This is a genomic window from Vogesella mureinivorans (assembly GCF_007644035.1).
Lineage (GTDB): Bacteria > Pseudomonadota > Gammaproteobacteria > Burkholderiales > Chromobacteriaceae > Vogesella > Vogesella mureinivorans.
The window spans coordinates 43,282-65,969 of the sequence record NZ_VMTV02000464.1 but is presented as its reverse complement, the minus strand read 5'-3'; the positions used below and the strand labels follow the sequence as shown (position 1 = coordinate 65,969).

The following is a 22,688-nucleotide window of genomic DNA, read 5'->3' as shown; positions in this document are numbered from 1 at the left end:
TTCACAGGAGCCTGTCATGAGCATCCAGCGACTGGATCATTTCACCTTGCGTACCCCGGCGCTAGCCGCCACCGTGGCTTTCTACCAGCACGTTATCGGGCTGAGCCCAGGCCCGCGCCCGGCCTTCCGTTTTCCCGGTGCCTGGCTGTACGCAGGCAGCCAGCCGGTGCTGCACATCGCCGAAGTGGGCGACAAGCAAGACCAGCTGGAGGCCTATCTGGGCAGCCGCGACACCGGTAGCGGCAGCGGCTGCCTGGACCACGTGTCGCTGCGCGGCAGCGAGCTGGCCGCCACCCAGCAACACCTGCTGGCGCTGGGGCAGCCGTTCCGCGAACGCGTGGTGCCGGAGATCAACGAACACCAGCTGTTTCTGCAAGACCCCAACGGCGTCACCATCGAACTGATCTTCCCCTGCTCGCCCGACGACCACATCGTGGGCGAACCGATGCCGCAGCTGGAGATCGCGCCATGAAGCCGCCACGCCGCCTACCGGCTGCCAGCCGCCGCCAGTGGCTGAAACTGGCCGCCACCACCGCCCTGCTGCCGGCGCTGCCGCTGGCTGCGGCCAACGTCCCGCCGCTGCTGCTGGGCGTCACTGACCTGAGCTTCCACCGCGCCACCGCCGCCGTGGTGGTGGCCGTACTCACCCGGCTGGGCTACCGCGTGCAGCGCAGCTACGCGCTGCATGAGGCCAATTTCGAGCGCCTGCGCAACGGCGATATCGACCTGCTGGCCTCGGCCTGGCTGCCGTTCAGCCACGGCGTGTACCAGAACCGCGTGCACGAGGTAGTGGCCACGCGCGAGCTGGGCCTGCACTACCAGCCGTACGCGCTATGGGGCGTGCCCGACTACGTGCCGGCCAACGCGGCCAGCAGCGTGGCCGACCTGCTGAAGCCCGAGGTACGCCAGCGCATGGCCCCGCTGATCCAGGGCATCGGTCCCGGTGCTGGCATTACCCGCTTTTCGCTACGCATGATGGACGAGTACGGCCTGAGCGCCGCCGGCTACCGCTTCCAGACCGGCACCCAGCAGCAATGCTTCGACGCCTTCGAGCAAGCAGTGGCAGCGCAGCGCTGGGTAGTCGTGCCGCTGTGGCACCCGCAGTTCCTGCACGCGCACTACCGCATCCGCGAGCTACAAGACCCGAAAGGCCTGCTGGGCGGCACCGACCGCGCCGTGCTGCTGGCGCGCAGCGACCGCCTGTCGCGGCTGACACCGGCGCACCTGCAGGTGCTGGACAACATCCGGCTGGATAACCGTATCGTGGCCGGGCTGGACTACGCCATCAACCGCGAAGGGCAAAGCGAAGACCAGGCCGCAGAAGCCTGGCTGGCGGCCAACCCCGACACCCTGGCCGGCTGGCTGCGGCCAACCCTGGGTAGCTAGGGCTGCCCCGCAACACCCCACCACACAGAAGAAACAGGAGGAGAACATGCCACATTCCACCCCCACCCCCGAAGCCCGTCTGGCTGCGATGGGGCTCACCCTGCCCAGCCCCGCGCCGGCGCTGGGCAACTACGTGCCCTGGTGCATCGTGGAGTGCACCTTCATGACCTCGGGCCAGTTCCCGTGGCGCGACGGCCAGCTGCTGTACCGGGGCCGCCTGGGCCAGGAGCTGGACATCGACCAGGGCTACGCCGCCTGCCAGCTGGCGGCGCTGAACGCTATCGCCCAGCTGAAGCAGGCGGTAGGCGAGCTTAGCCGCGTGCGCCGCATCTTCCGGCTGGAAGGCGTGCTGAACGTGGCCGAGGGCTGCACCCAGCACCCGCGCGCGCTGGATGGCGCATCGGACCTGCTGGCCGCCGTCTTTGGCGAACAGGGCAGCCACACCCGCATGATCTGGACCAACCCGGTAATGCCGATGGACGGCTTTTGCCTGGTGTACTTGTTTGCCCACGTGGACACCGCGATGGCAGGAGACCCCGCATGAACGCCACACAACGCCTGTTTCTCGCCAGCTGCCTGTCCATCATGGTGACGTCGATGATCTTTTCCATCCGTGCCGACATCCTGCAGCCGGTAGCGGCCGACTACGGGCTGAACAACGCCCTGATCGGCCTGACCATGTCGTCGGTGTTCTGGGGCTTTACCCTGGGCATACTGGTGTGCGGCCTGATCGTGGATGTGGTGGGCATGAAGCGGCTGCACCTGCTGTCTGGCGCCGGCTACCTGGGCGGAATCGCGCTGATCCTGCTGGCACCGGTACCGGCTGCGGCCAACCCTGGCGGTGGCCTGTTTGCCAGCACCGGCAGCACCGTGCTGTACCTGGGCTTTTTGCTGACCGGCATTGCACAGGGCGTGGTGGAGGGCGTGACCAACCCGCTGGTGGCCACGCTGTACCGCCACGACAAGCGCCGCATGCTGCACAAACTGCACGCGTGGTGGCCGTGCGGCCTGATCGTGGGCGGGCTGGTGGCATGGGGCATGGGCCAGCTGGGGCTGGGCTGGCAGCTGCGGCTGCTCAGCGTGGCGGTGCCGGTGGTGGCCTACCTGCTGCTGATTGCCCCGCTGCACTACCCGCCTACCGAACGGGTCAGCGCCAGTGTCAGCACCGGGCAGATGCTGGCCGAAACCCGCCGCCCGCTGTTCCTGCTGCTGTTTGCGCTAATGTGGCTGACCGCCGCCACCGAGCTGGCACCGGACCAGTGGTTTGCCAAGATCATGGCCGACCTGCTGCCGGCGCTGGGCAGCAATACCATCCTGTTCCTGGTGTATACCGCCGGCCTGATGTTCGTGCTGCGCCAGTACGCCGCCGGCTGGCTGTTCCAGCGCCTGTCACCTTACGCCATCCTCACCGTCAGTGCGCTGCTGTCACTGGCCGGCCTGGCCACGCTGGGGCATTTGTCGGCCGATGCGGCCTGGGCCGGCAGCGCCGCCTTGCTGGGCGCTACGCTGTTCGGCGTGGGCAAGACCTTCTTCTGGCCTACCATGCTGGCCATCACCAGCGAACAGTTTCCGCGTGGCGGCGCGCTGCTGCTGAACCTAATGGGCGGCGCCGGCATGCTGTCGGTGATGGTGGCGCTGCCGGTAGTAGGGCAAATGATGGATAGCAGCGACACCGCCACCGCGCTGCGCCAGCTCAGCCTGCTGCCAGCCATCCTCAGCGTGGTGTTTGCCGTACTGTGGTGGCGCCAGCGCCAGCGCGGCGGTTACACGGTGCAGGCCCTGCCGCACGACTGAGCCCTGCCCGGCCCGGCCGGCTTAGCCTGGCCGGGCTTCCAGCGTGTCGCGCTGCACCAGCGACGGGAACCAGCGCATCCACAGCACCACCACCACCAGGGTACCTGCCCCGCCCAATACCACTGCCGGCACGGTGCCGAACAGGTGGGCGGTAACGCCGGACTCGAATTCACCCAGCTGGTTGGACGCACCGATAAACAGCGAATTAACGGCATTCACGCGCCCGCGCATGTCGTCCGGCGTTTCCAGCTGCACCAGCGTGCCGCGAATCACCACGCTGATGATGTCGGACGCCCCCAGCACCATCAGTGCCAGCAAGGACAGCAAAAAGTGGGTAGACAGGCCAAAGCCGATGGTGGCCAGGCCAAACACCGCCACCGAGGCAAACAGCGTGCGGCCAACCCTGCGCTGCACCGGGTGGCGCATCAGCCATACCGACATGGCCAGCGCGCCCACCGCCGGTGCGGCGCGCAGCAGGCCCAGGCCCCACGGGCCGGTGTGCAGGATGTCGGCAGCAAACACCGGCAGCAGCGCCACCGCGCCGCCCAGCAGCACAGCAAACAGGTCCAGCGAAATGGCCCCCAGGATATCCGGCCGGCTGCGGATAAAGCGGATGCCGGCCAACAGCGAATCCACGCTCACCTTGCGGCTGTCGGCCACGTGCGGCGGCAGCGGCAAACCCAGCACCAGCACCATGCCGGCTACGAACATCAGCGTATTGAGGCCATAGCTGAACGGCGCGCCAAAGGCAAACAGCAGGCCGCCCAGCGCTGGCGCCACGATGGTAGCCATCTCGTTGGCCGACGCCGAGGCCGCCACAGCCTGCGGCAGCAGCGCGGGCGGCACGATATTGGGCAGGATGGACTGCATGGTGGGCATGTCGAAAGCGCGGCAGGTACCAATCAGCAGCGACAGGCCAAAAATCAGCTCGCGGCTGACTGCCAGGCCCGCACCGCTATTGGCCAGCAGCATGGTGGCCGCCGCCAGCGCCTGCAGCAGCATGCTGATGGCCACGATACGCTGGCGCGGGTAGCGGTCGGCCACGGTGCCGGTGACCAGCACCAGCAGGATGCGCGGCAGAAACTGCAGCAGCCCCACCAGGCCCAGGTCCAGCGCGCTGCCGGTAAGGCTGTACATCTGCCAGCCCACCGCCACCCCCATGATCTGGAAGCCGCCGGTCAGCAGCAGGCGCGCACTCCAGAACTGCCAGAACGGGCGATGATGACGCAGGGACAACACGGTAGCAGGCGCAGGGCTGGACATGGCAAGGGCAAGAACGGGGAAAGGCGGACAGGCTACGCCGCCTGCCGCCATCGCACCAGTGGGGATAACAGTACGCTGCGTTCAACGCACCCCGTAGCAACATGCATCGAATAGCGCGCACCAGCTTATACACTGCGGCAGGCAGCGCGCCGCTTCGTTAAAACACGCACCGCCGTCACTCTATGCTGGGCGCCAGCAGGCCACCCCGGCCTGCCTACCCAACAGGAGCGACATCATGCAAAAAACCTGCCTTGCCCTGCTGCTGGCCACCCTGGCACTGCCAGCCACCGCACAATCTGTAGACACCCCCGGCCTGAAGCGTGCCATCGTTGGCCAATGGGCCAGCGCCGCACCGGAAGCCTACGACCACATTTTTGCCACCCGCCAGTTTCACATCACCCCCAAACGCTGGGGCGTGCTGTTCAAGGTGTACGCCGACGCCGCCGGCACCCAGCCACTGTTTCACCTGAACGTAGGCGGGCCCTACACGCTGGGCGGCCCGTCGGCCAAGGTAGACAGTGCCACCGAAGGCATCTTTCCCGCCGACCATCGCCTGATTACCGCCGACTCGCCCGCCGGTGTGCAGCTGTTTGCCAGCCAGGGCTGCACCCTGCAGCAAGGCAAAGCGCTGCCGCTGGTGCAACAGGGCTGCGGCTTTGTCCCGGGGCTGATGCAGAACATGGGCGAATACGACCTGGTCGCCATCAAGAACGGCCAGCTGTTTCTGGGCGACCGCCATGGCGACCTGAGCAAAGCCCGCCCCGACAAGCTCACGCCCTACCCGCTGCTGCGCCAGGCCAGCCGCTAAGCCCGTAGCAGACACGACCAGGCGTGAGACAGCATGAAAAAAGGGGGCCATCAGGCGCCCCCTTTATCACCCGGCCAATGCGGCCAACTAGCGTGGCCAGGCGCCAAAGCCGGCCAGGCGCACCAGGCGGCCGCTGCCACGCTCGGTGACCGTGACATCCCCCGCCGGCACCCCGGCCCCGTGCCACAGCAGCGCCGACGTAGGCTGTGCCACATCCGCCTGGCGCAATACCTGCCCGCTTTCGCTCACATGGCTGATGCGCCCGGCCAGAAACTCTGCCACCACCACGCCATCACTGCTCAGCGCAAAGTCATCCAGAAAACCCCACGAGCTATACAACACCGTGCCATCCTGCGGCCCGGCCGCGCCCAGGGTGTAGCGGCGCAGCTGCGACAGCCCGGCGTAGGTAAGCGGGTTCAGTGACACGTACAGGCGCTGGCCGTCCACCTTCAGGCCGTTAGGCTTGTTGAGCACATAGCGGTAATACACCGACTGGCCATCCACCGCGCCGTGGGCATTGACGGTAAAGCGCAGCAGCTTGCCCGGCAGCAGGGGTGCGCCGCTGTCGGCCAGCAGCAAGCTGCCATCCGGCAGCGTGACCAGGCCGTTGGGCAAGGCCACGTCGGTGGGGTTGAACATCTCGTTCAGCTCGCCCGCCGGGTCGGCCAGGTTCAGCACAAACAACCGCTTGGTGGCAAACGGGTTCAGCGCATTGTCGGTACACACCGTATACAGCCGCCCCTGGCGCTCGGTCATGCCCAGAAAATAGCACTGGTGCGCCTGGCCGTTCAGCAGCCGCGCGGTGAGCCGCTGCTTGCTGTACACCCGCCCGTCGAAACGCCCCTCGAACACGCCGTTTTCACCGCTGACAAACCAGCGGCCAGACTGCGTAAGCAGCTGATTTTCTGCCGACTGCACGCCGTCAAACAGCGGCACGGCGGCCTGTACCGCCAGCGGCAGCAGGCCCAGTAAAGCCAGTATCTTTTTCATGGTGTTGCCCTCCTTATACCCGGCACGCTGCCGGTGAAACAACACCATGTCATGCCTGCGGCCAACGTTAAAAACACGCTGTCGCCACCGTGGCCGCGCTTGCGCGCAAACGCAACAAGGCCCGGGCTGCCTGCAGCCCGGGCCTTGTTGCGTGGCACCCGCCTTAACGCGCGTCGATCAGCGCCTTGATATCCAGCAGCGTCAGCTCGTTGTCGTCCGGTTTGCCCAGCTGGCGGCCAGATGAGTACGGAAAGTTATTGTCGTTCACCAACACGATATGCTGGCCATCCACCAGCGCCAGCCCTTCCGGCCCCAGGTGCGGCAGGCCGAAACGGCCACTGGCATCGCTGTAACGCGACGCACGTTTAGGGTCGGCAATGCGGGTCAGGTCGATATAGGCCACCTTCTTCACAAAGCCGTCGGCGTCCACCTGCGCCAGGTCGATCTTGTACACGCGCTTGAAAGCCGCCGGTTTGTTAAAGCAGTCGGTGCGCGTCATCTCGCCGGCACACACCTGGCCCAGGCCCTCGCTGCTGTCGTCACGCTCGATCAACAGGCCGGTGCTGGCGTCCAGCAGCTGGAAGTCGGCCATCACATTGCCGTCTTGCTCAAACTGGTACTTCCATTGCTTGCCGGTGTAGCGGCCAGCCGCCACGTCAAACTCAAAGATGCGGGTAAAGGTCTTGCCGTTGGCCGCACGCTCGAAACCCTTGCTGGCCGCGTCAAAGGCCGGCCATTCCAGCGCCGGGTACAGTTTGCTGCCATCCGGCGATTTGGCCATCGGCTCGAAGCCGCCAGAGCGGCGCACGTTCCAGCTGCCAATGCTGTCGGTAGGCAGGTTGCCCAGGCGGCCGTTCAGGTAGTGGTCCGGCGAGCGGTAGGCCACGTCGCCCGCTTTCATCTCGTGTACCGCCAGCACCTTGCCGTCCAGGTCGGCGCGAATCAGGTAGGGGCCGAACTCGTCACCGATCCACATTTCCTTGCCCACCAGCTGCAGCGACTCCACGTCGAAATCGACACCGGTGAGGTAGCGCTTGGCGCTGGCTTCGTTCTGGATGGCAAACGGCACCTTGCGATCCGGGTCGTGCAGGAAGGTAGTGCCCTGCAGCCGGGTGCTGCCCTTGGCCCAGTCCACCGCCACGCGGTGCACCATCAGCAGCGCGTCCTGCGAGTTGATCTTGTTGCCAAAGCCGTTATCGGTGAGCGTCAGGTAATGGTTGCGATCCAGCATGGCAATGCCGGAAAAGCCCTGCACCGCCTGCCCTTTTACCGGCAGCGCCCCGCCCGACGCACGCGGGTACTTGGGGTCGCCCACAAAGGTGTTGGCCGCTTCCGACCCCAGCACCTCGTTACGTACGCGCTTGCCGTTGGCAAACTTGCCCGAAGTGGCAAAAAACGCCCCCGCATCCGCCGGCGGCGTAGCCACGGTATTAAACGGCACCACGGCGTGGCCGGCCAACGTGGCCTCCACCGCCTGCTGCGCGTGGGCAGCGGTTACACAACAAGCCAGGGCCAGCGTCAGGCCGAACAGGGGTTTCATTGCAGACAGCTCCGGAAACAAAAAAGGAAGCCGCTACGGTAAAGCGCCACGGTGACGGCAGCGTGACGCGGGTGTGAAGGGAGCAAGACAGGCAGATGAGTGGTAACGGCGGGGTAAAAGACGGGGTTGGCCGCGTGGGGTGGTAGACCCGCCAAGCACTATCATTGACGGCGAGGTGGTACGGCTTACCCTATTGCAACACCATTAGCTACCAAATGCGAGAAGCGTACCGCCCCCTACGAACGAGTTGCTAGACATATGAACACCTCCGGCATTAAGCGATTTTCTATCGCCGAAAATGTTAAAACCGATGGGCCTCAGATCTAACTCTTCTACTTCGGCTTGATCTTCACTTTGTTGCCGCACCCGCAAGACGAGCTTACCCGCGGCATAGATCACCAGTGCTCCATTTTCAGTAGTTACTGACATGGCTGGATGCATTGGAACAGAAGCATTTATCAACACGACAAATGTCTTACCAGAGGCATCAGATGGCGCTTGCAACCAGACTTGGGGAGTAGGGCCTTGACCAATAAGCAAGGGCAGAAATTCACCAATTTTGACTAGATGCCCACCGCCTACCAAGCTGTTTGAACATAGTGTTAGCTGCTGATAAGGCTTGTATGCTTGAGGGAGACTGTCAGTAGTAATCACTTCCTATCTCCAGAATTATGCTGAGTCGACTTGGCAGCCTCGAAATGAGACGATAACTTTTTCATGACTTTCTTGCGTTCACTTGGTAACAGATAGCCCAACCCATAAATCACAAGTGAGAAAAGACCCCACACTGTAATTGTCTTTATCTCAGCACTACTCATGACAGGAGCACTTCCCATTAGAAGCGTTTCCAACTTTGGACCCAAACCGATTACATAGCCGACGACACCGGAAAATATCATCACGGCTGCAGCGTCTGTCTTGGATGCACCGCTGTTGAGACGGACAAAATCAGCCTCAGACAAAGGATAAACTGTCTGAAGCATCGCAATCGTCTGTCCATTCATCAAGTCAGGCACCACGATTGGTTCTTCTATTCGCTGGCTATTGAACTCTTGCTGCATAGGCTCTTTGGTAGATGTAAGTCACCACGAAAAAGTCGCAAGTACGCGACTTGGTGCCCAGTTCCGGCAGAGATACCTACCGCACCAAGCCAACTGATTGCACAAAGACTATCCGATCACTCTAAGAGTATCAATCAGCAAGAATGCCAAAGAAGTAAAAAGAGAAAGTAAGCCGTACTGTTCGGTCTGGCCACTTGAGAACTGGATGCACAGGGCTCACAACATCACGTGAGCCTGATGCACCAAGGAGAACTGAGCATCCACGCACATAGCAGCGCAGATGAGCACCATGAAGGGAACTACAGAAGTGACAAAGGGCGCCGAAGCGCCCTCATTTCACAAACCGGCTTGCTTGTCATCGCATGATGCCGGCTTGGCTTTCTTTTCAGAAAGTCTCACAAGCCCCTTTCGGGTACGCCTCAAATATAACCAAACACATAGATCAAGGCCAATTGTTTATAGCAATTACCCGACGAGAAATAGCTATCTTAAGCGCAACGCACACATGACTGCCACGCGAATGGCCTCAAAGTCCTCATCACCAATCGACGGAGCAACATAGACCCGCTCGCCGGCAGCATCCCGATACTTGTAGCGATCAAGCCTATCGAGTGAAACCGTATACACCATATCGCACTTAGCCCAACAAACCTCTACCTTATCCGGCAATGGGTTTTCGCTCATCTCGTGATGATGCTCTTCAAGCTCCAAAGGTGCCGTCGTACTCAACGGGACCACCGTCACCAGCTTAGAGTTGTGCTTGTGCTTTGCAAGCACAACCACAGGACGCGTCTTCACCATCTCTGGGACAACAAAACCCGAGAAGTCACACATCACAACTACTTTCTCTTTTGGCTGGTACTTGAGCGGCATGACGTTTCAACGTATAGAAAGTGAACTGTAATTATAACAGCATTGAAATGCCAACCGAGGCAAGGGCGGAACAGAACCTCCCTATGCCCTTTTGAAGTTCACCGGCCTTACATTCACGCCCTGCTGAATACCCAGAAAATCAGCCCACAACTGCATCATCTTGCGGCGCTCGTCTAGGTACTCAGCACGATGATACGCAGCCCGCACCTTGTTGCGCTCAGCATGCGCAAGCTGATATTCAATGACATTGAGGTCGAAACCCTCTTCATTCAGCGTGGTAGAAGCCAGCGTACGGAAGCCGTGCGGGGTGGCCACCACTTGATAGCCCATGCGCCCAATTGCGTAGCTCAGCGTGTTTTCACTTATTGGCTTGGCGTGGTCAGTCATGGCCGGGAATAGCAAAGCATCGCGCTCGGTTAGCGGCTGCAGTGTGACCAGCAGGGCCAGCGCCTGACGGGACAAGGGCACGATATGGGGTTGCCGCATCTTCATACGCTCGGCAGGATTCGCCACTCGGCACGCTCGATATCACGCTCTTCCCAACAAGCTGCCCACTACTCACCAGGTCGCACAACGGTAAGCGCGTAAGATGGGTGAAGGCACTTGTGCCGTCACCCATCAATCAACCCCAAAGCGATGATGGGTTGCGCTGCGCGTCACCCATCCTGCGTGCTGAGCCAACTCTTTTTCGTGTCATAGACACGGTCTGGTTTCAGCTCTTGCCGCCTGATCTGAACCTGCCACCGCCCATTAGCTGGTTGTGCGATCGCTACAGGTCGCCTCTGGTGTGCAATGCATGTGCAATCATTTTGCACACGAGACGGTATGGACAGCAATAAAAAAAGGCCCCCAGCAATGCTGGAAGCCTTGATTTATCTGGCTGGTGCCCCGGGCCGGGGTCGAACCGGCACAACCGAAGTCGAGGGATTTTAAGTTCCATGAGTCGCCCGCCATTATCCCCCATTGATCGCCAATGGCTTAGTTTGTGAGGACTTCGTGCAGGGCATGTCGCCATGATCCGCCATTATCCGTCAATGGCGTTGACTGTTGGTTGACACACTAGATTTTATGAAAACATGACCTGATGTGACACTACCTGCGCTTTGTTGTCGTTTCAGAAAAGAAAGTGAAGTAAAAATTCTGGTCAATCTTAGCCTCAGAAAAATTTCTCCTGCTCGGCTGGCAGATTGAGCCCGCAGAATGATTATCAATGTGGGGCGCTCGAACCGGAAGGTCCGAACGCTTCACATATTCGACAGGCCGATTTTTCACCATTCTGATTAATAGTCCGTAAAAATTTTTTTAAGCTCTGCGTCTGTGACGTTTTCCTTACATAGAGTAGTCACTCGACGTTTTTGCCCGCCGTTGACCGATTTGTAGCAGACCGAGTTCCCCTCTGCATCGATCAACAACTCATAAGCTGTCCCATTATCGCTTTTTGTCCAGACCTTCTTATCTGGATGCGTGACCAGGTGCCAATCCAGACAGTTCCCATCGATCCCCGCCATGGCGTTCGCAACATCGATTGCTGACTGATAGCGCTCAGCCGGGTTAACCTCAAGGCACTTTTTGATGACTTTTCGCAGAGCCGCAGGAATATGAGGCAAGAAGTCCGTTCGATCTGGGAATCTAGCATTTCTCAGGTCAAACCTGAAGGCATCTCGATCAAAATTGTGAGAAGGGCCATATTTACCAAATTGTCTATAAAAATGCTCATTACCATTGCACATCCGGTAAAGTGTTAGGCCAAACTGGTAGATATCAAAGGTGCGGTCAAAATGATCCGTAGTCAGGGCTTCGGGAGGGATCATCTTGCCATAGTGTCGATCTTGAGCCGCTATGCCTGAATAGTTCATTTGCTTTGCTTGGCCGAAATCGGAAACGAGTGCATCCCATCGCTGGGAAAAAAGAATATTATCTGGCTTAACGTCGAAATGAATTAGTTTTTTTGAGTGAATATTGTGCAATCCCGCCAAAATCTGCGAGCCGATGGCGACAATCTGGCGAACAGTTAAACTCTGCCTAGAGAGGAGGTCTTTCAACGAACCGTTCTCATAGTAAGGCATTGCCACATAAACATGTTCATCGTCAAAGCAGGCGTAATGGACCTGTACTACATTTGAATGTGCGCTGGTATATAGGGATTGAGACTCCGTGAAAAAATCGCTAGGTGAATTTAGGCGATCCTTCCGAATTTTCTTCGTGACAATCTGCGCATTGAGCTGGTGATCATGTACAACAAAAGTTTGCGAATTCTGTCCATCATGACCAATCTCGCGAATGATGTCGAAGGTAAGCTCTGCTTTTTGGTATGGCTTAATCATCTTTAGCACCTATTGCGCACAGAATGGCTTCCCGTTCCTCCTTACTCATACCCCCCCAATTTTCTATATCTAGATCATTCTCCCCACCAACTATCGGCTTAAACCTGGCACGGTCCAAACCAAGCCTTTTAGATATGGATGATATTTGTCCAATGTAATATGACCTTAAATCACTGCTAGCAAAGGCTTCTTGAATAACACCCTCAATCTGGATTCGCTCAATTCTCATAGACTGAGCATTTGGTTCCGTGACACGAATACCCGCACGCTCCACTTCATATTCTCGAATAATGTCCAAAAGGTTGAGTCTCAAATATTTGAGTGCATCGGGAGTGGAGAAGGCAGCAGGGATTTTGATCTCTTCGACGTTGACAATTGAATTTTGCTCGACATCATAAATGGCAAATGTCACCACCTTTGGTGCAGCTCTAATTCCTATCGTCTTCATACACATCTCCTTATATAGATCAATCAAATAGAGTGCCACTTATCTATAAACAGCGTCAGTGCTAGCCCGCGATCCAAACTCAACCAAGCATCCTCAAAGCATACTTCCGCACAACATCAAGCAGCTTTAGCACCACCCACCAGGACGCTCCGCGATGATGGAGCACTACTGAACACTGGCCGCCATTGGGTCTCCAAGGGATTGCCAGCAGTGAGGCCGCTAGCAACCCCTTGGACTAGCGTACTTTGAATCCGTGCCCGATCAAGGGGCTTTCGCGGCATAAACGGCCTACGCCCCGCCCTTCGGGCGGGTCCCCTCCATTTATTCCACGTCCCCTTGACGGGATGAGACGCTGCAAGTGAGCGACGGGAAAGGGCTAGAACGTGTCTCCAGCATGGCACACAATGTCGCGCTGCAGCATCTACTAAACTAAACAGAAGCAATCTCCAGACCTGAGGTACTGGTGCGTCCAGCCAAAATCGAATAGGCACGACGAAGTCGAGGGATTTTCTTACCACTTCGGCTGTCGCCGCCATCGCTCTGGTGTTCGTGGTCTGGACTTTGCCTTTACCGTAGCGCATGGCCGTCGGTCGGCACCATCAAGTCTCTGCACGTTCCACGGAGGCCGAGGCTTCGCTGAATTTGACGCCATTCACGCGTTCTCTTTCGCCTCCCGGCGCTCAATCTTTAAGTCCCTTGCGTCTACCTATTTCGCTATGGACGCGCTTCCCCATTATCCAGAAATGAGTAAAAACTGTACACCACGCTGAAACACTCACACGTATACTGCGAATACGCCGAATAAAGCCCGCCGGAAATAACGTAACTAAGTCATTGATTTTAATATAATAATACTCGCAACAAAGTCCATCAGACGCCTGCGCTAGGCAACTCTTTCTCTTTAAAGACCGAACAGAGTCTGTCGGCAAAGGATGGGGCCATTCGTGGAAGCCGGCTTGCAGATAGGTCAATCTATCGCACTGCTTTTGGCCACTGTTGCGCAGACAGGCTATCCAGCGGACTGCTGACGCCCCGGCCTTCCTTGCTATGTACATTGGTATAAATCATCGTGGTGCTGACATCCGCGTGGCCCAGTAGCTCCTGCACCGTGCGAATATCGTGGCCGGACTCAAGCAGATGGGTGGCAAAGCTGTGGCGCAGCCTCTGACGTAACATATCAAGCAAGTGGGGCGCAGCAGTTCTATCTAACTATGTACTTTTAAGCATTGGCAGTTCCAATGACTTGCTAAACAATGTATAATTCGCTTGGCATTTATTTTCACGCGCACATACAAACCAAATATACACCTGCAAAGGTATATAGTCCACGTTATAGCTAAAGGAGCATCGATGGTAGGCTTTTCTTGGGAAACTAGTTTTGGATTAATACTTTCATTATTCGCTATCTTGTTAATTTCACCAGCAGGAATAAAAAGAGCAGCTGAACAAGTCATTTCCGCTCAGGTTTTTTATGGCGGAAGTTATTTAACCTTCTGTTCCTTGCTTCTCAACACAATCGCGTATATATGGCTTTTCAATAACACATCAACGACTCACTCAGTAAACCCGCATCTTCTTAACCTTTGGTCTGGCTTCGTAAGCAGTACGTTTGGGACAGTTTATTGGGTAATTTTATGCTTATTCTTCATTAAAAGACAAGTAAACCCAGCAGGGTTTATTAGCATAATCATGCTACCCTTACTCATGTTATTTCAAAACTACCTCCCAGAAATACATAATTGGATTACAACCTATTCTAATATTTATCAGCTTCAAGTTGAAACAATAGACTACATCGTAACAATTTTTCTCTTAGCAATTATTATTCTTTTGACCTTTTTATATTTCACCAAAAAACATATATGGGCGGGGCTATAAGAGGTCATTCAAGCCGACCGAGCTACGCTCGGCGGCTTAACTCCAGCCCTAGGCCACAAAACATGCCTTCAGCATATCGCCACGTGCACAGATACAGGCTCATATTAGAAGGCGTGCGATCGCCTAGTGAAGTGGGAGCCAGGCTATCTGCTCCAATTACGTTTTCAACCTTCAATGTCCTACTTGAGCACTTTCATCAACAGAATATACACAGCCAAGGCAAACCTTCTTAACCTAGTCATCCGCCGATGACTGGCACCAAAGCTGAGTATCTCCGGAATCCTGTGTAAACCAGCTGTTCCGCATCCAAGTGTCGAAAAGCTACTTCGGCCGAGAAGCACCCTCCACACAAGGGCTCACCTTCGGTACCCCGGCACTTACGCCAGCTGAAAAAGTAGAAGGGGCCAACGGCCCCCCTCTCTTCACTCAGACTCCGACGAACTTTATTCGGATCTGACAGACTTTATTCGGCGTAGTCAACTCCCCGTTTAACTTGAGTGATTCCCTGTGTGGCTCGCGCAGTCAAAACTATGGATTAGAATCACGATGAACGCCAATGACATAGCCTATCTGCGCGATAGACACAAAATCCACGCTGAAACACTCACACACGTACTGTCAGTACGACTTTAGCCGATTGACCAAGGTACAAGACGTGCTATGTTGATCGCGTCAGCGAGAGCACTATGATGCTGGCCCTCAATCGTAAGTCCGACGATTTTTAACGCTGTGGCCATACCCACCTGCTTGATCTTCCTACGCTTTGCAAAAGCCGCTTTCAGGTTTTGGTGTGGCAACCCTGCAAGTGGCTCAGCGAGGTCATGCCGGGCAGTCTCTCGCTCGATCTGGCGGGCGTCATACATCCCCCAACTACCCCAGTACTGGCATTTGTGCTGTAAAGCAAACGCCGCTAGCTCCTCGGCAACAGAGGGCCAGCTCGATGCAGCGTCGATCTGAGTTTGTTGGATGTGGGTTAGCGAACGGCAAAAGGGCGTGAGAGTTGGTCGCTCGGTTGGGCGTACAAAGCGCTGCAAGGAGCAAATGACTTCACCTCTAGGAGTGGCCCAGACAGCTCCTAGCTCGATGATTTCCATGGCCTCAGGCATGATGCTTCCATCATCGGCACAAGTCGCTTCAAGATCGATAACGAGGATCATTTTCTCCCCAATGGGTCACCCCGTCTGAGTCCAAGAAAACAATCTCTAGTCCGTGACATACTGGCGGCACTCTTCGATCAACCCGGCCAGCTCGGCCGCATCCGGTCGGGCCTCCAAAATGGCTTTGACTTGGCTGATTTGTGCCGCGCTGGGAATCAGCTCTGACGGGCTTTCGTGCAGCCAGTCCATCAGGATCAGGCGCAGGGTTTCCGGAGCCATATAGGCGACTTCGCCACGGGTGGGGACATACATCCCAGCCCGCACCGTGCGGGCGCTCCCGTGAGACTTCCGAGCTGCCAGAAAAGCGCTTTGAGGTACGCCAAATCGATCTTGGTCGTCTGTCATCGCTATGAATACCCATGTTTTTACGATAATTACCGTAATTACGGTAATTATTACGGTGATGACAGCCTTGTCAACTGCAAGACCAACAATAACTCAGTCCGGGATTTATCGCTCGATCTCGAATTTAACCAGCGCGGCAGGAATGACAAACCACTGCTGCCATCGGTTTCCTTGTCTTCCGTCAGCCCGCCCAGAATAATGATTTCCCCGTTTTCCACGTTGACGCTGGTTTTCAGCTCGCGCTTGATGAGGGTCGGGCTATCGTTAACGCCGGTTTCCGTCTTCACGAAGTTTGATAGCTGCTGGCCGACATCAAGCTCGATCGTTCTGTCTCGAATGGTCGGCATCAGGTCGAAGATGATGCCCGCGCTGCGATACTCGACGGACTGGACTGGCGTCGGATTCCCCTGAGCGTAGCTGACTGAGCCAAGTGTCGGCACGTCCTGCCCGACTATGAGCCGAGAGGTTGCGCCGGAGCGCACCCGCAGGCGCGGGGCTGTAACCACCTTGAAGCGCGTATCGGTCGCCAGCGCGGAAAGCACCGCGTCAATGCTCGCATTCGAGAATTTGATCGAGTTGTCCAAGGTTTTGACACCGAAATTCACTGACAGCTTGCCGCCAAGCAGGCTCATTGCAAGAGAGAACGCCGAGCCATCGGTCTGCTTGGTTGAGACCTCATACACCACGCCGGAGACCATGACCTCGCCCGGCGAGACATCAACCTGCGGCAAAAGCTGCTTGAGTTTTGTCACTTCTTCAGGCGTCCCCTGAAAAATCAGCGTGTCAGCGTCCCTGCTGATCCTGTCGCTTGCCGAGCCGGAAGGCGGGTTGCTGCTTCCCTTCTCGCCTTCGACGGGAGAAACCGAGCGCTGGACAGTGAAAGCGCCTTGGCGAAACAGCGCTGACAGCAAATCAACCAGATAGGATGCCGACCGGTAACGCGGGCGGTAGACCATGTGATCGAATGCCGCCTTCGGCCCATCCTGCTTTTTCTGCACGAAAACGAAGTCGATACCGTTACGGGTTTCGAGGGTGAAGCCCAGCGAATCGAGGAAGGCTCGCCAAAATGCGCGCAAATCGCCTTTCGAGGAATCGAAACGGAAGGAGACGAGCCGGTTGTCCTCCAACACGGCGGGGTCGATAACGTAAGGCTGGCGCAACGCCTCCATGTAAACCAGTCCAATGACCTGGGCGACCTTGGCGGCCTGAAAATCGAATCTGACCGGACGCTCGGCGGAAAAGGTCAGGGATGACCAGACAAGGAGTGCGGCAGCAAGAAGATGCTTCATTTTCCGACTCCCATGGGCACGCTCGGCGAACCTTCCGCGGCCCCCGACCAGTAAGCGACCCGCTCGCCGTCGATTTCGCCGATGGAGGCAATGCCCATCGAATGGAAGACGCTGGGCGACTCGACACGCAGACGGCCTTGCGCGTCGGCGATGACTACCCAGCGCTCGCTTCCGAGCATATAGGAACCAGCAATGCGCCAACCTTGAGAAACAGGCGGCGTCTCTCCCGGCCTCGCCACCGACGGCGCTGAGGCAGCTCTGCCCTGCTCTGTAACGGTCTTTGGGACATCAGGCTTGCCTGCGCCTGCTGACTCTCCACGATGGAAAAACCGCCAGATGCCAAAGCTAGAGACCATCGCAACCACCACGGTAAGCCCCACATATACCCACAGCGTGCGCTTGGCGAGGATGTTCTGGCGCTTGTCGATCTGGTTTTCCTGCCCCGCACCTCCGGCATAGGACTGGTACAGCGGAAAAATCTTCGGGTCGTAAGCTTTCTGGCGCTGGTCGATCCGGGTCTTGCTGTTGAGCTTCCACCCCTCGTGGATATCGACACGGTAGCGGCGATTGAGGCCCAACGATTTCAGCTTGTGCATGCGGAAAACGAATTCGACCACGTTCTTGACCGAGCGATGCAGGCCGGTGATGTCCTGCGTCATCAACACGACGTCACAGGCGACCCGGGTTTCCTCATGCACATAGTGGCGGTGCATGCGAAAGAACTGCATGTGCTCGTGAGAAAGCTTGCCGTTGTCCGTACCCCAAAAGCGCCAAGCCTCGTCGATGGCGACCAGATCGCCGCCCTTCACCACGGATTCGGTCTCTGGCTTTTCCTCGTCGGGGAAGAACGCCGGTTGCATGATCCGGTCGTTGCCAACGTGGACAATCGCGCCAAGCTTTTCCGGGTCGGCATCCCGCGTGTTGACGAGGTATTCGTGAATCCTGTCCTCGTCGATGCCATCAACGTTGGTCACTACCCGTCTGCCGTGGGAAACGGCGTCGATGATGACGGACGACACGACCTCGTAACTTTTGCCAGAGCCTTGCAAGCCGACATATGCGTTGATTGCCATTAGCCGATCACCGGGATGCGTCGAATGATGAAGCGGGTCGCATAGGCCGAGAGAATCAGCGGAATACCCGTGGAAACATTGAACAGCTCAAGGAAATACCAGACCGAGGCTGGGATGCCGCCCAAGGCTGAACCCAACGCATTGGCCTTTGGCAAAATGCCGGCGGAAACCAGCACGCCGACGAATTCAGTTGTTATGAAGAACAGGGCAAAGAAAGTCGCGAACTTGACGATGACCGACCGCAGCACAAAGGCAAAGACGGCATTCAATGCGGACAGGACGATACCGAACATATCAGGCCCTCAGGATGATGAACGCGGCAGCCAGTCCCCAAACCGCCACCATGACAGCCTGCAATGCGGCGCGCTGTTCTTCGGAAATTTTGCAGTGCACATCCATGGTCATGCTTCTGCCAAAGGCATCGAATGTCGCCTTCGGGCAAGCGGCTTGATGCGACGGCATGACAAACGAGCGAAAATCCGGGAGCAGATCGAGAATAGGTTGCAATATCTGCTGTGCGGTCGGCGTGGTCTCAAGGTTCGGTGAACCGATGCCGGGGTCAGAGCCAAGGTTTTGCTGCGGGTTGTTAGCGGCAGGATTCGTGCTTGGCGAGGTCGCGATGGTCGGGTCTTGTGTAGTCGCGGTTGGGGTGGCTGGCAACTTCCATGGCGAATTGCTGACGGGTTGCGGCGCGATGAAGTCCGACACCGAAGGCCAGCCTTGCGGATTGGCCTGACGCCACGCCTCGACATCGGCGGAGGTGATGGGATCATTCGCCAGATAGGGAACGCCGCTATAACCGGGCTGCGCCGCCGCATCGCGCCAAAGCTTGTCAGCGAGTGGCGCGACGATTTCAGGATTGAGCGGCTTGGCGCGCTCTTCTGATGACAGGTTGTCGATTGCCTGCTGAATGCTGACCTTCGATTCCTGCGGGGCGGCATTCAGCGCGGGCACTGGAATACAGCTTGAATTACGAAAAACGTAACCTGGCTGGCATGTACCCGGTGCGCCAGACGGGTAATAGGTCGCGCCGATTGCTGCATAGCCGGTCTGCTTGTACCCGGTTGACTTATTTATACGCGTAATCAGGCAGGTTGTTTTGGTCGGGTTCGACGTGCTTGTGCAGGTGCCGATTTCGTAGGTACTCGTCACGTCGGCAGGCCAGTTGATGGCGACCGCTGTTTGAATCGGGGACATTGCATCGGAACCATATATCCCCAAGATAGAGCTTTGCCAGTATGGGCCACCAGCAAGTAGCCCTTTCCCGACAGGCTGCTGCTTGACCTTCTGGATTATCGGCGTCGAGTCTGTTGGATTGTCCGAAAACAGCCAATCAACCACGCCATTGATGGCGAGACTAACCGCAGCAGTAACAACAACCCCCACCCCAGCAGCAACCGCCACGCTAACCCAGGCAGGGGCTGTAATAGCTCCGGCCACGACGGCAGCGGCTGTAGCGCCTGCAACAGAAGCAGTACCGGAAGAAACCAGATCAATTGTCGCGCCAAATCGCGGATCATTTGCGGCAAACCCCCTCTTGAACATTTTTTGCTGGATCACACCGCTCAAGGTGCGCTGCATGGGCGTCACCGGCAGCGCCTGTCCGGCGAAAGCCGAATGGCAGCAGACAAGCAGGACAAGGAGCAGGGATAGCAGGCGCTTCATTTCACGCTCCTTTGTTGAAGGCCGAGGTCACGGCCATGCCACAGACCGCGCCCCAAGCGAAAATGAACAGATACCAGAGCTGCACGATGGTCATCCTTACAACCCCTTGTGCTTTTTCCACTCGCGGTATTGCCGCGAGCGCTGTTCGCGCTTGTAACGGTTCTTGAACTGACTTTCGCGATAAAGCCTATCGAGGAAACGAACCTGATCCGCCACCGTACCGCCGCGGATCGTCACCAGCACCGCAATAACCGCGAAGCAGACCACGTACAACACGGCGAGCAGGCCAGCAACGGACAGGGCAACGGAAACGATGTTGTCGGGTACGAAGGCTGAGACGATGGGAGTAAAATCAATCGCGACCACGGCAGACTCCTGTTTTGTTCAGGGGTGAAGAGGAAATGGGACGGGACATGCCCGCCCCAGCAGGCACCAGAGGATTAACCGCCGCGAATCATGCCCAGAACGATCTTGGCACCACGAATCGCGAGATACACAGTTGCGATAGAGCCTGCGATGGCGAGTACAGCCGTGATAACCGTATCGAACTTAACCGAGTCAGTAAGACTGGTGAGGTCGGGACCAGCAGCCAGAGCAAGACTCGGAGCGGCGACAGCAGCGACGAAAGCAGCTTTTTTCAGGAAAGACATGGTGAACTCCTTGAGTTGAATAATCCGGGAAAGCGCCCGGCCACATTGCTAGGCCCGGCGGATGAAGCCGAGCACCAGTGCAATTCCATAACTGGCGAAATAAAGGGCGACAACAGTCGAGAAGGCCAAAGACCAAAGGCCCGCCGCGTAGGCGTAATCGAAGGGTTCCAGCGCGGCATCAATCTGTTGTTGAGAATCCGGGTTCAGCAAATACGCCTGCATCGGCTGTGACCTGTAGTACTGACCGCCGACGCGGGGGCAAAGCTGCTGCTGCACACTGCTTGGTGCGGCGCTAACCGGCACGCAGACCAGCACTTGCTGAATGCCACCGCTGCTCATGTGCCACCTCCTGCGAACGGGCCTTGCTCGATGGCAGAAGCCGTCACGGGCCGATAGCCATGTCGCTGCTCGCGCAGCGAGTGTTGATCGACCGGAGGGGAAAGACGCGGCGTTCCGCCGCGCCGGGCGGTCGTACAGTTATTGACACGAGTCCAAGGCTCGCTGCGCTCGCGGTCGGGGGCGAACTCCACCGTCCACTCATGAATCCGTGATTTGACGAAAACACCGTCATCGGCATCGACCACCCCGAGAATGCGCACGCCGACATGCTCGCCGTAGCGGTTGGTGCGCCCGGTTTCGCGGCCAAGACGGATGGGAAGGTCGGCGAGTTTCAGGCCGGTGCCACCAAGCACCTTCACGAACTCTGCCCAGTCGCCAGCGTCGGCGGCTTCGGCGGCGCGGCTGATTACATCGCTGCCAATCTCGATGCCCTCATTGGTGGCGATGCGGCGCAGTTCGCGCCATAGGGTCACGGGAGCGACGCCGACCTGCTGAAACTGGCGGACTCCCCAGACCGAGGCCCACGCCAGCACCCGCTCTGCAGCGGTCGCTGTATCGACGCCATCAAAGTTAATGCCGATGGACTCGCCGTCGCTCTTGCGGCCATCTATGTTCTTGCATACATACTTCGCCACGTAGCCCGCTGCCGTGCCTCGCTCCCAGTCGATTTCAACGCACTTGAAGCGAGGTCCGTCCCCACCAGCAAGCTCCTCGCGATCCTCTCGTGTCGCGTAGTCGCGGAAGATAGCGATCATGTCGGCGGCTTGACCTTGGGGAGCAAACAGCAACAAATGCCAATGCGGACAGCCGTCGTGGTGTGGTTCGGCGATGCGGAAGCCATAGGGGCTGATGCCACGACGGTGTAGCTCCGCGCGAATGCAGGCATACATGCCGGAAAGGTATTGCTGGGCTTGACGCGGCGTGCTGCCGCAATACTTGGTGTTGGCAATCACCTTGCCCTTGCCCAGCTTGCGGAAAGCATGAAAGCGCGATGGGCAGGTTATCGTCAGGAAAAGCGCCGCATGCTCCAGCGAACGAGCAATCGTCTCGAATCCGGCAATTCGAGTCATTAGTTCGGCGCGTCGATTGTCGGAATTGGACACCGACAGGTCGGACAGCTCGGCCAGCGTGAACTCGTCGCCCAGTTCGTTGAATGCCACCAGACTTTCCAGCAAGGCCCGGTTGCGGCAGCGATGGGCGCGGAAACGGGACAGAGTGTCATCGCTGACGTAGAGCCCTTCTCGCTGGTTTACGAGTCCGCAGCGGATGGCTTCGGCCTCGACCTTACGGGCTACGCCACGGCGTAAGACCTTGCGCCAAAAGCCTTCGTCAACAAGGCGCTTGAAAAGCGTTTCATGCGTCACACCGCGCTTTTCTGGCTGAGGAAGTCGCGTGCAGCCTTCCGGGGCGGCTTCGTCGTCGTAGAAGAAGACATCACGCTCACGCAGATAGTCTGCAAGCAGGGTAAGCAGCCACTCGAAGTCGGCGCTGCGATGCAGGCGCTGGATGGACTCGACATGCTGCACGGCCTGCCTGGCCGCTTGGCACAGTTCGTCATCCGATGCAGCCAGATTGAGGCGACCGCCGATTTCCTTGAAGTGATCGCGACGATCCTGCACATAGAGATTTGCGGCACGGCGGGCGTCGCCGTCGTATCGGAACTCCTCGGAAAAAAGCAGCTTGTTGTGCTGTCGCCGAATCCGCTTGGCGAACTGAGCCGGCACGGTGCGAAGCCAGTTGTCTACCCACTCCTTGTCGTCAGTGAGGCAGGCGCGGCGATATTCAAGCGACAGCGGGTGCAGCAT

27 protein-coding genes are annotated in these 22,688 nt (G+C 58.0%); 7 read left to right on the top strand and 20 right to left on the bottom strand.

Features of this window, described 5'->3' with window-relative positions; all coding sequences use genetic code 11:
• The first annotated feature begins 16 nt into the window (after positions 1-16).
• The 4 genes from FLQ44_RS11930 to FLQ44_RS11915 are packed head-to-tail and all read left to right on the top strand — an operon-like array spanning position 17 to position 3,180.
• Positions 17-472: a VOC family protein gene (locus FLQ44_RS11930; protein WP_147694539.1), complete on the top strand. Its 456-nt coding sequence runs from the start codon at positions 17-19 to the stop codon at positions 470-472.
• The gene (locus tag FLQ44_RS11925; protein ID WP_147694538.1) at positions 469-1,386 is read left to right on the top strand and encodes a glycine betaine ABC transporter substrate-binding protein; all 918 of its coding nucleotides are present in this window, start codon (positions 469-471) and stop codon (positions 1,384-1,386) included. The genes FLQ44_RS11930 and FLQ44_RS11925 overlap by 4 nt, the downstream gene beginning before the upstream one ends.
• Before the next feature lie 46 nt (positions 1,387-1,432).
• Entirely contained in the window at positions 1,433-1,930 is a 498-nt protein-coding gene (locus FLQ44_RS11920) for an Atu1372/SO_1960 family protein (protein WP_147694537.1), read from the top strand.
• Positions 1,927-3,180, top strand: a complete 1,254-nt coding sequence (locus FLQ44_RS11915) for an MFS transporter (protein WP_147694536.1) — start codon at positions 1,927-1,929, stop codon at positions 3,178-3,180. The genes FLQ44_RS11920 and FLQ44_RS11915 overlap by 4 nt, the downstream gene beginning before the upstream one ends.
• Before the next feature lie 21 nt (positions 3,181-3,201).
• Here FLQ44_RS11915 and FLQ44_RS11910 read toward each other — a convergent pair whose 3' ends face one another.
• A complete protein-coding gene (locus tag FLQ44_RS11910; protein ID WP_147694535.1) occupies positions 3,202-4,443 on the bottom strand; it encodes an MFS transporter in 1,242 nt (413 codons plus the stop codon).
• A gap of 235 nt (positions 4,444-4,678) precedes the next feature.
• On the opposite strand from FLQ44_RS11910, the gene FLQ44_RS11905 reads away from it, so the two are divergent.
• On the top strand, positions 4,679-5,251 hold the full coding sequence (locus tag FLQ44_RS11905) for a hypothetical protein (RefSeq protein WP_147694534.1): 573 nt from the start codon (positions 4,679-4,681) through the stop codon (positions 5,249-5,251).
• Positions 5,252-5,338: 87 nt separating this feature from the next.
• On the opposite strand, the gene FLQ44_RS11900 is transcribed toward FLQ44_RS11905, so the two are convergent.
• The 8 genes from FLQ44_RS11900 to FLQ44_RS11865 form a co-directional block, all read right to left on the bottom strand.
• On the bottom strand, positions 5,339-6,241 hold the full coding sequence (locus FLQ44_RS11900; RefSeq protein WP_147694533.1) for an SMP-30/gluconolactonase/LRE family protein: 903 nt from the start codon (positions 6,239-6,241) through the stop codon (positions 5,339-5,341).
• Between the two features lie 163 nt (positions 6,242-6,404).
• Entirely contained in the window at positions 6,405-7,781 is a 1,377-nt protein-coding gene (locus tag FLQ44_RS11895; protein ID WP_147694532.1) for an esterase-like activity of phytase family protein, read from the bottom strand.
• Positions 7,782-7,985: 204 nt separating this feature from the next.
• Positions 7,986-8,435, bottom strand: coding sequence for a hypothetical protein (locus tag FLQ44_RS11890; protein ID WP_147694531.1), 450 nt, complete (start codon positions 8,433-8,435; stop codon positions 7,986-7,988).
• Positions 8,432-8,842 (bottom strand): hypothetical protein, encoded by a 411-nt coding sequence (locus FLQ44_RS11885; RefSeq protein WP_147694530.1) that lies wholly within the window; start codon positions 8,840-8,842, stop codon positions 8,432-8,434. Before FLQ44_RS11885 ends, FLQ44_RS11890 begins: the two co-directional genes overlap by 4 nt.
• 483 nt (positions 8,843-9,325) lie before the next feature.
• Entirely contained in the window at positions 9,326-9,715 is a 390-nt protein-coding gene (locus FLQ44_RS11880; RefSeq protein WP_147694529.1) for a type II toxin-antitoxin system PemK/MazF family toxin, read from the bottom strand.
• An 81-nt stretch (positions 9,716-9,796) separates the two neighbouring features.
• Positions 9,797-10,228: a tyrosine-type recombinase/integrase gene (locus FLQ44_RS11875; protein ID WP_206208852.1), complete on the bottom strand. Its 432-nt coding sequence runs from the start codon at positions 10,226-10,228 to the stop codon at positions 9,797-9,799.
• 767 nt (positions 10,229-10,995) lie between these two features.
• Positions 10,996-12,039, bottom strand: a complete 1,044-nt coding sequence (locus FLQ44_RS11870; RefSeq protein ID WP_147694528.1) for a serine/threonine-protein kinase — start codon at positions 12,037-12,039, stop codon at positions 10,996-10,998.
• Complete coding sequence (locus tag FLQ44_RS11865) at positions 12,032-12,487, bottom strand: hypothetical protein (protein WP_147694527.1); 456 nt, start codon at positions 12,485-12,487, stop codon at positions 12,032-12,034. Before FLQ44_RS11865 ends, FLQ44_RS11870 begins: the two co-directional genes overlap by 8 nt.
• 483 nt (positions 12,488-12,970) lie before the next feature.
• Between FLQ44_RS11865 and FLQ44_RS24945 the strand changes: the two genes are divergently transcribed.
• The gene (locus FLQ44_RS24945; RefSeq protein ID WP_147694615.1) at positions 12,971-13,063 is read left to right on the top strand and encodes a twin-arginine translocation signal domain-containing protein; all 93 of its coding nucleotides are present in this window, start codon (positions 12,971-12,973) and stop codon (positions 13,061-13,063) included.
• 396 nt (positions 13,064-13,459) lie between these two features.
• Here the strand turns inward: FLQ44_RS24945 and FLQ44_RS11855 are convergent, their stop codons facing one another.
• On the bottom strand, positions 13,460-13,663 hold the full coding sequence (locus FLQ44_RS11855) for a tyrosine-type recombinase/integrase (RefSeq protein WP_206208855.1): 204 nt from the start codon (positions 13,661-13,663) through the stop codon (positions 13,460-13,462).
• A 174-nt stretch (positions 13,664-13,837) separates the two neighbouring features.
• Here FLQ44_RS11855 and FLQ44_RS11850 point away from each other — a divergent pair, with 174 nt between their 5' ends.
• Positions 13,838-14,365 carry a hypothetical protein gene (locus FLQ44_RS11850; RefSeq protein WP_147694526.1) on the top strand — a complete coding sequence of 176 codons (528 nt, stop codon included), beginning with the start codon at positions 13,838-13,840 and terminating at the stop codon, positions 14,363-14,365.
• Positions 14,366-14,994: 629 nt separating this feature from the next.
• On the opposite strand, the gene FLQ44_RS11845 is transcribed toward FLQ44_RS11850, so the two are convergent.
• The 10 genes from FLQ44_RS11845 to FLQ44_RS11795 form a co-directional block, all read right to left on the bottom strand.
• Complete coding sequence (locus FLQ44_RS11845; protein WP_147694525.1) at positions 14,995-15,522, bottom strand: 3'-5' exonuclease; 528 nt, start codon at positions 15,520-15,522, stop codon at positions 14,995-14,997.
• A 45-nt stretch (positions 15,523-15,567) separates the two neighbouring features.
• The gene (locus FLQ44_RS11840; protein WP_206208851.1) at positions 15,568-15,774 is read right to left on the bottom strand and encodes a hypothetical protein; all 207 of its coding nucleotides are present in this window, start codon (positions 15,772-15,774) and stop codon (positions 15,568-15,570) included.
• A 143-nt stretch (positions 15,775-15,917) separates the two neighbouring features.
• Complete coding sequence (locus FLQ44_RS11835) at positions 15,918-17,156, bottom strand: type II secretion system protein GspD (RefSeq protein ID WP_147694523.1); 1,239 nt, start codon at positions 17,154-17,156, stop codon at positions 15,918-15,920.
• Positions 17,153-18,229, bottom strand: coding sequence for a zonular occludens toxin domain-containing protein (locus FLQ44_RS11830; protein WP_147694522.1), 1,077 nt, complete (start codon positions 18,227-18,229; stop codon positions 17,153-17,155). The genes FLQ44_RS11835 and FLQ44_RS11830 overlap by 4 nt, the downstream gene beginning before the upstream one ends.
• Positions 18,229-18,522: a DUF2523 family protein gene (locus FLQ44_RS11825; protein WP_147694521.1), complete on the bottom strand. Its 294-nt coding sequence runs from the start codon at positions 18,520-18,522 to the stop codon at positions 18,229-18,231. The genes FLQ44_RS11830 and FLQ44_RS11825 overlap by 1 nt, the downstream gene beginning before the upstream one ends.
• A 1-nt stretch (position 18,523) precedes the next feature.
• Positions 18,524-19,894, bottom strand: a complete 1,371-nt coding sequence (locus FLQ44_RS11820) for a hypothetical protein (RefSeq protein WP_170252953.1) — start codon at positions 19,892-19,894, stop codon at positions 18,524-18,526.
• Between the two features lie 96 nt (positions 19,895-19,990).
• Positions 19,991-20,260, bottom strand: a complete 270-nt coding sequence (locus tag FLQ44_RS11810; RefSeq protein WP_147694518.1) for a hypothetical protein — start codon at positions 20,258-20,260, stop codon at positions 19,991-19,993.
• 74 nt (positions 20,261-20,334) lie between these two features.
• Positions 20,335-20,544 carry a hypothetical protein gene (locus tag FLQ44_RS11805; protein WP_147694517.1) on the bottom strand — a complete coding sequence of 70 codons (210 nt, stop codon included), beginning with the start codon at positions 20,542-20,544 and terminating at the stop codon, positions 20,335-20,337.
• 48 nt (positions 20,545-20,592) lie between these two features.
• Positions 20,593-20,883, bottom strand: a complete 291-nt coding sequence (locus tag FLQ44_RS11800) for a hypothetical protein (RefSeq protein WP_147694516.1) — start codon at positions 20,881-20,883, stop codon at positions 20,593-20,595.
• On the bottom strand, positions 20,880-22,688 hold the full coding sequence (locus FLQ44_RS11795) for a replication endonuclease (RefSeq protein WP_147694515.1): 1,809 nt from the start codon (positions 22,686-22,688) through the stop codon (positions 20,880-20,882). Before FLQ44_RS11795 ends, FLQ44_RS11800 begins: the two co-directional genes overlap by 4 nt.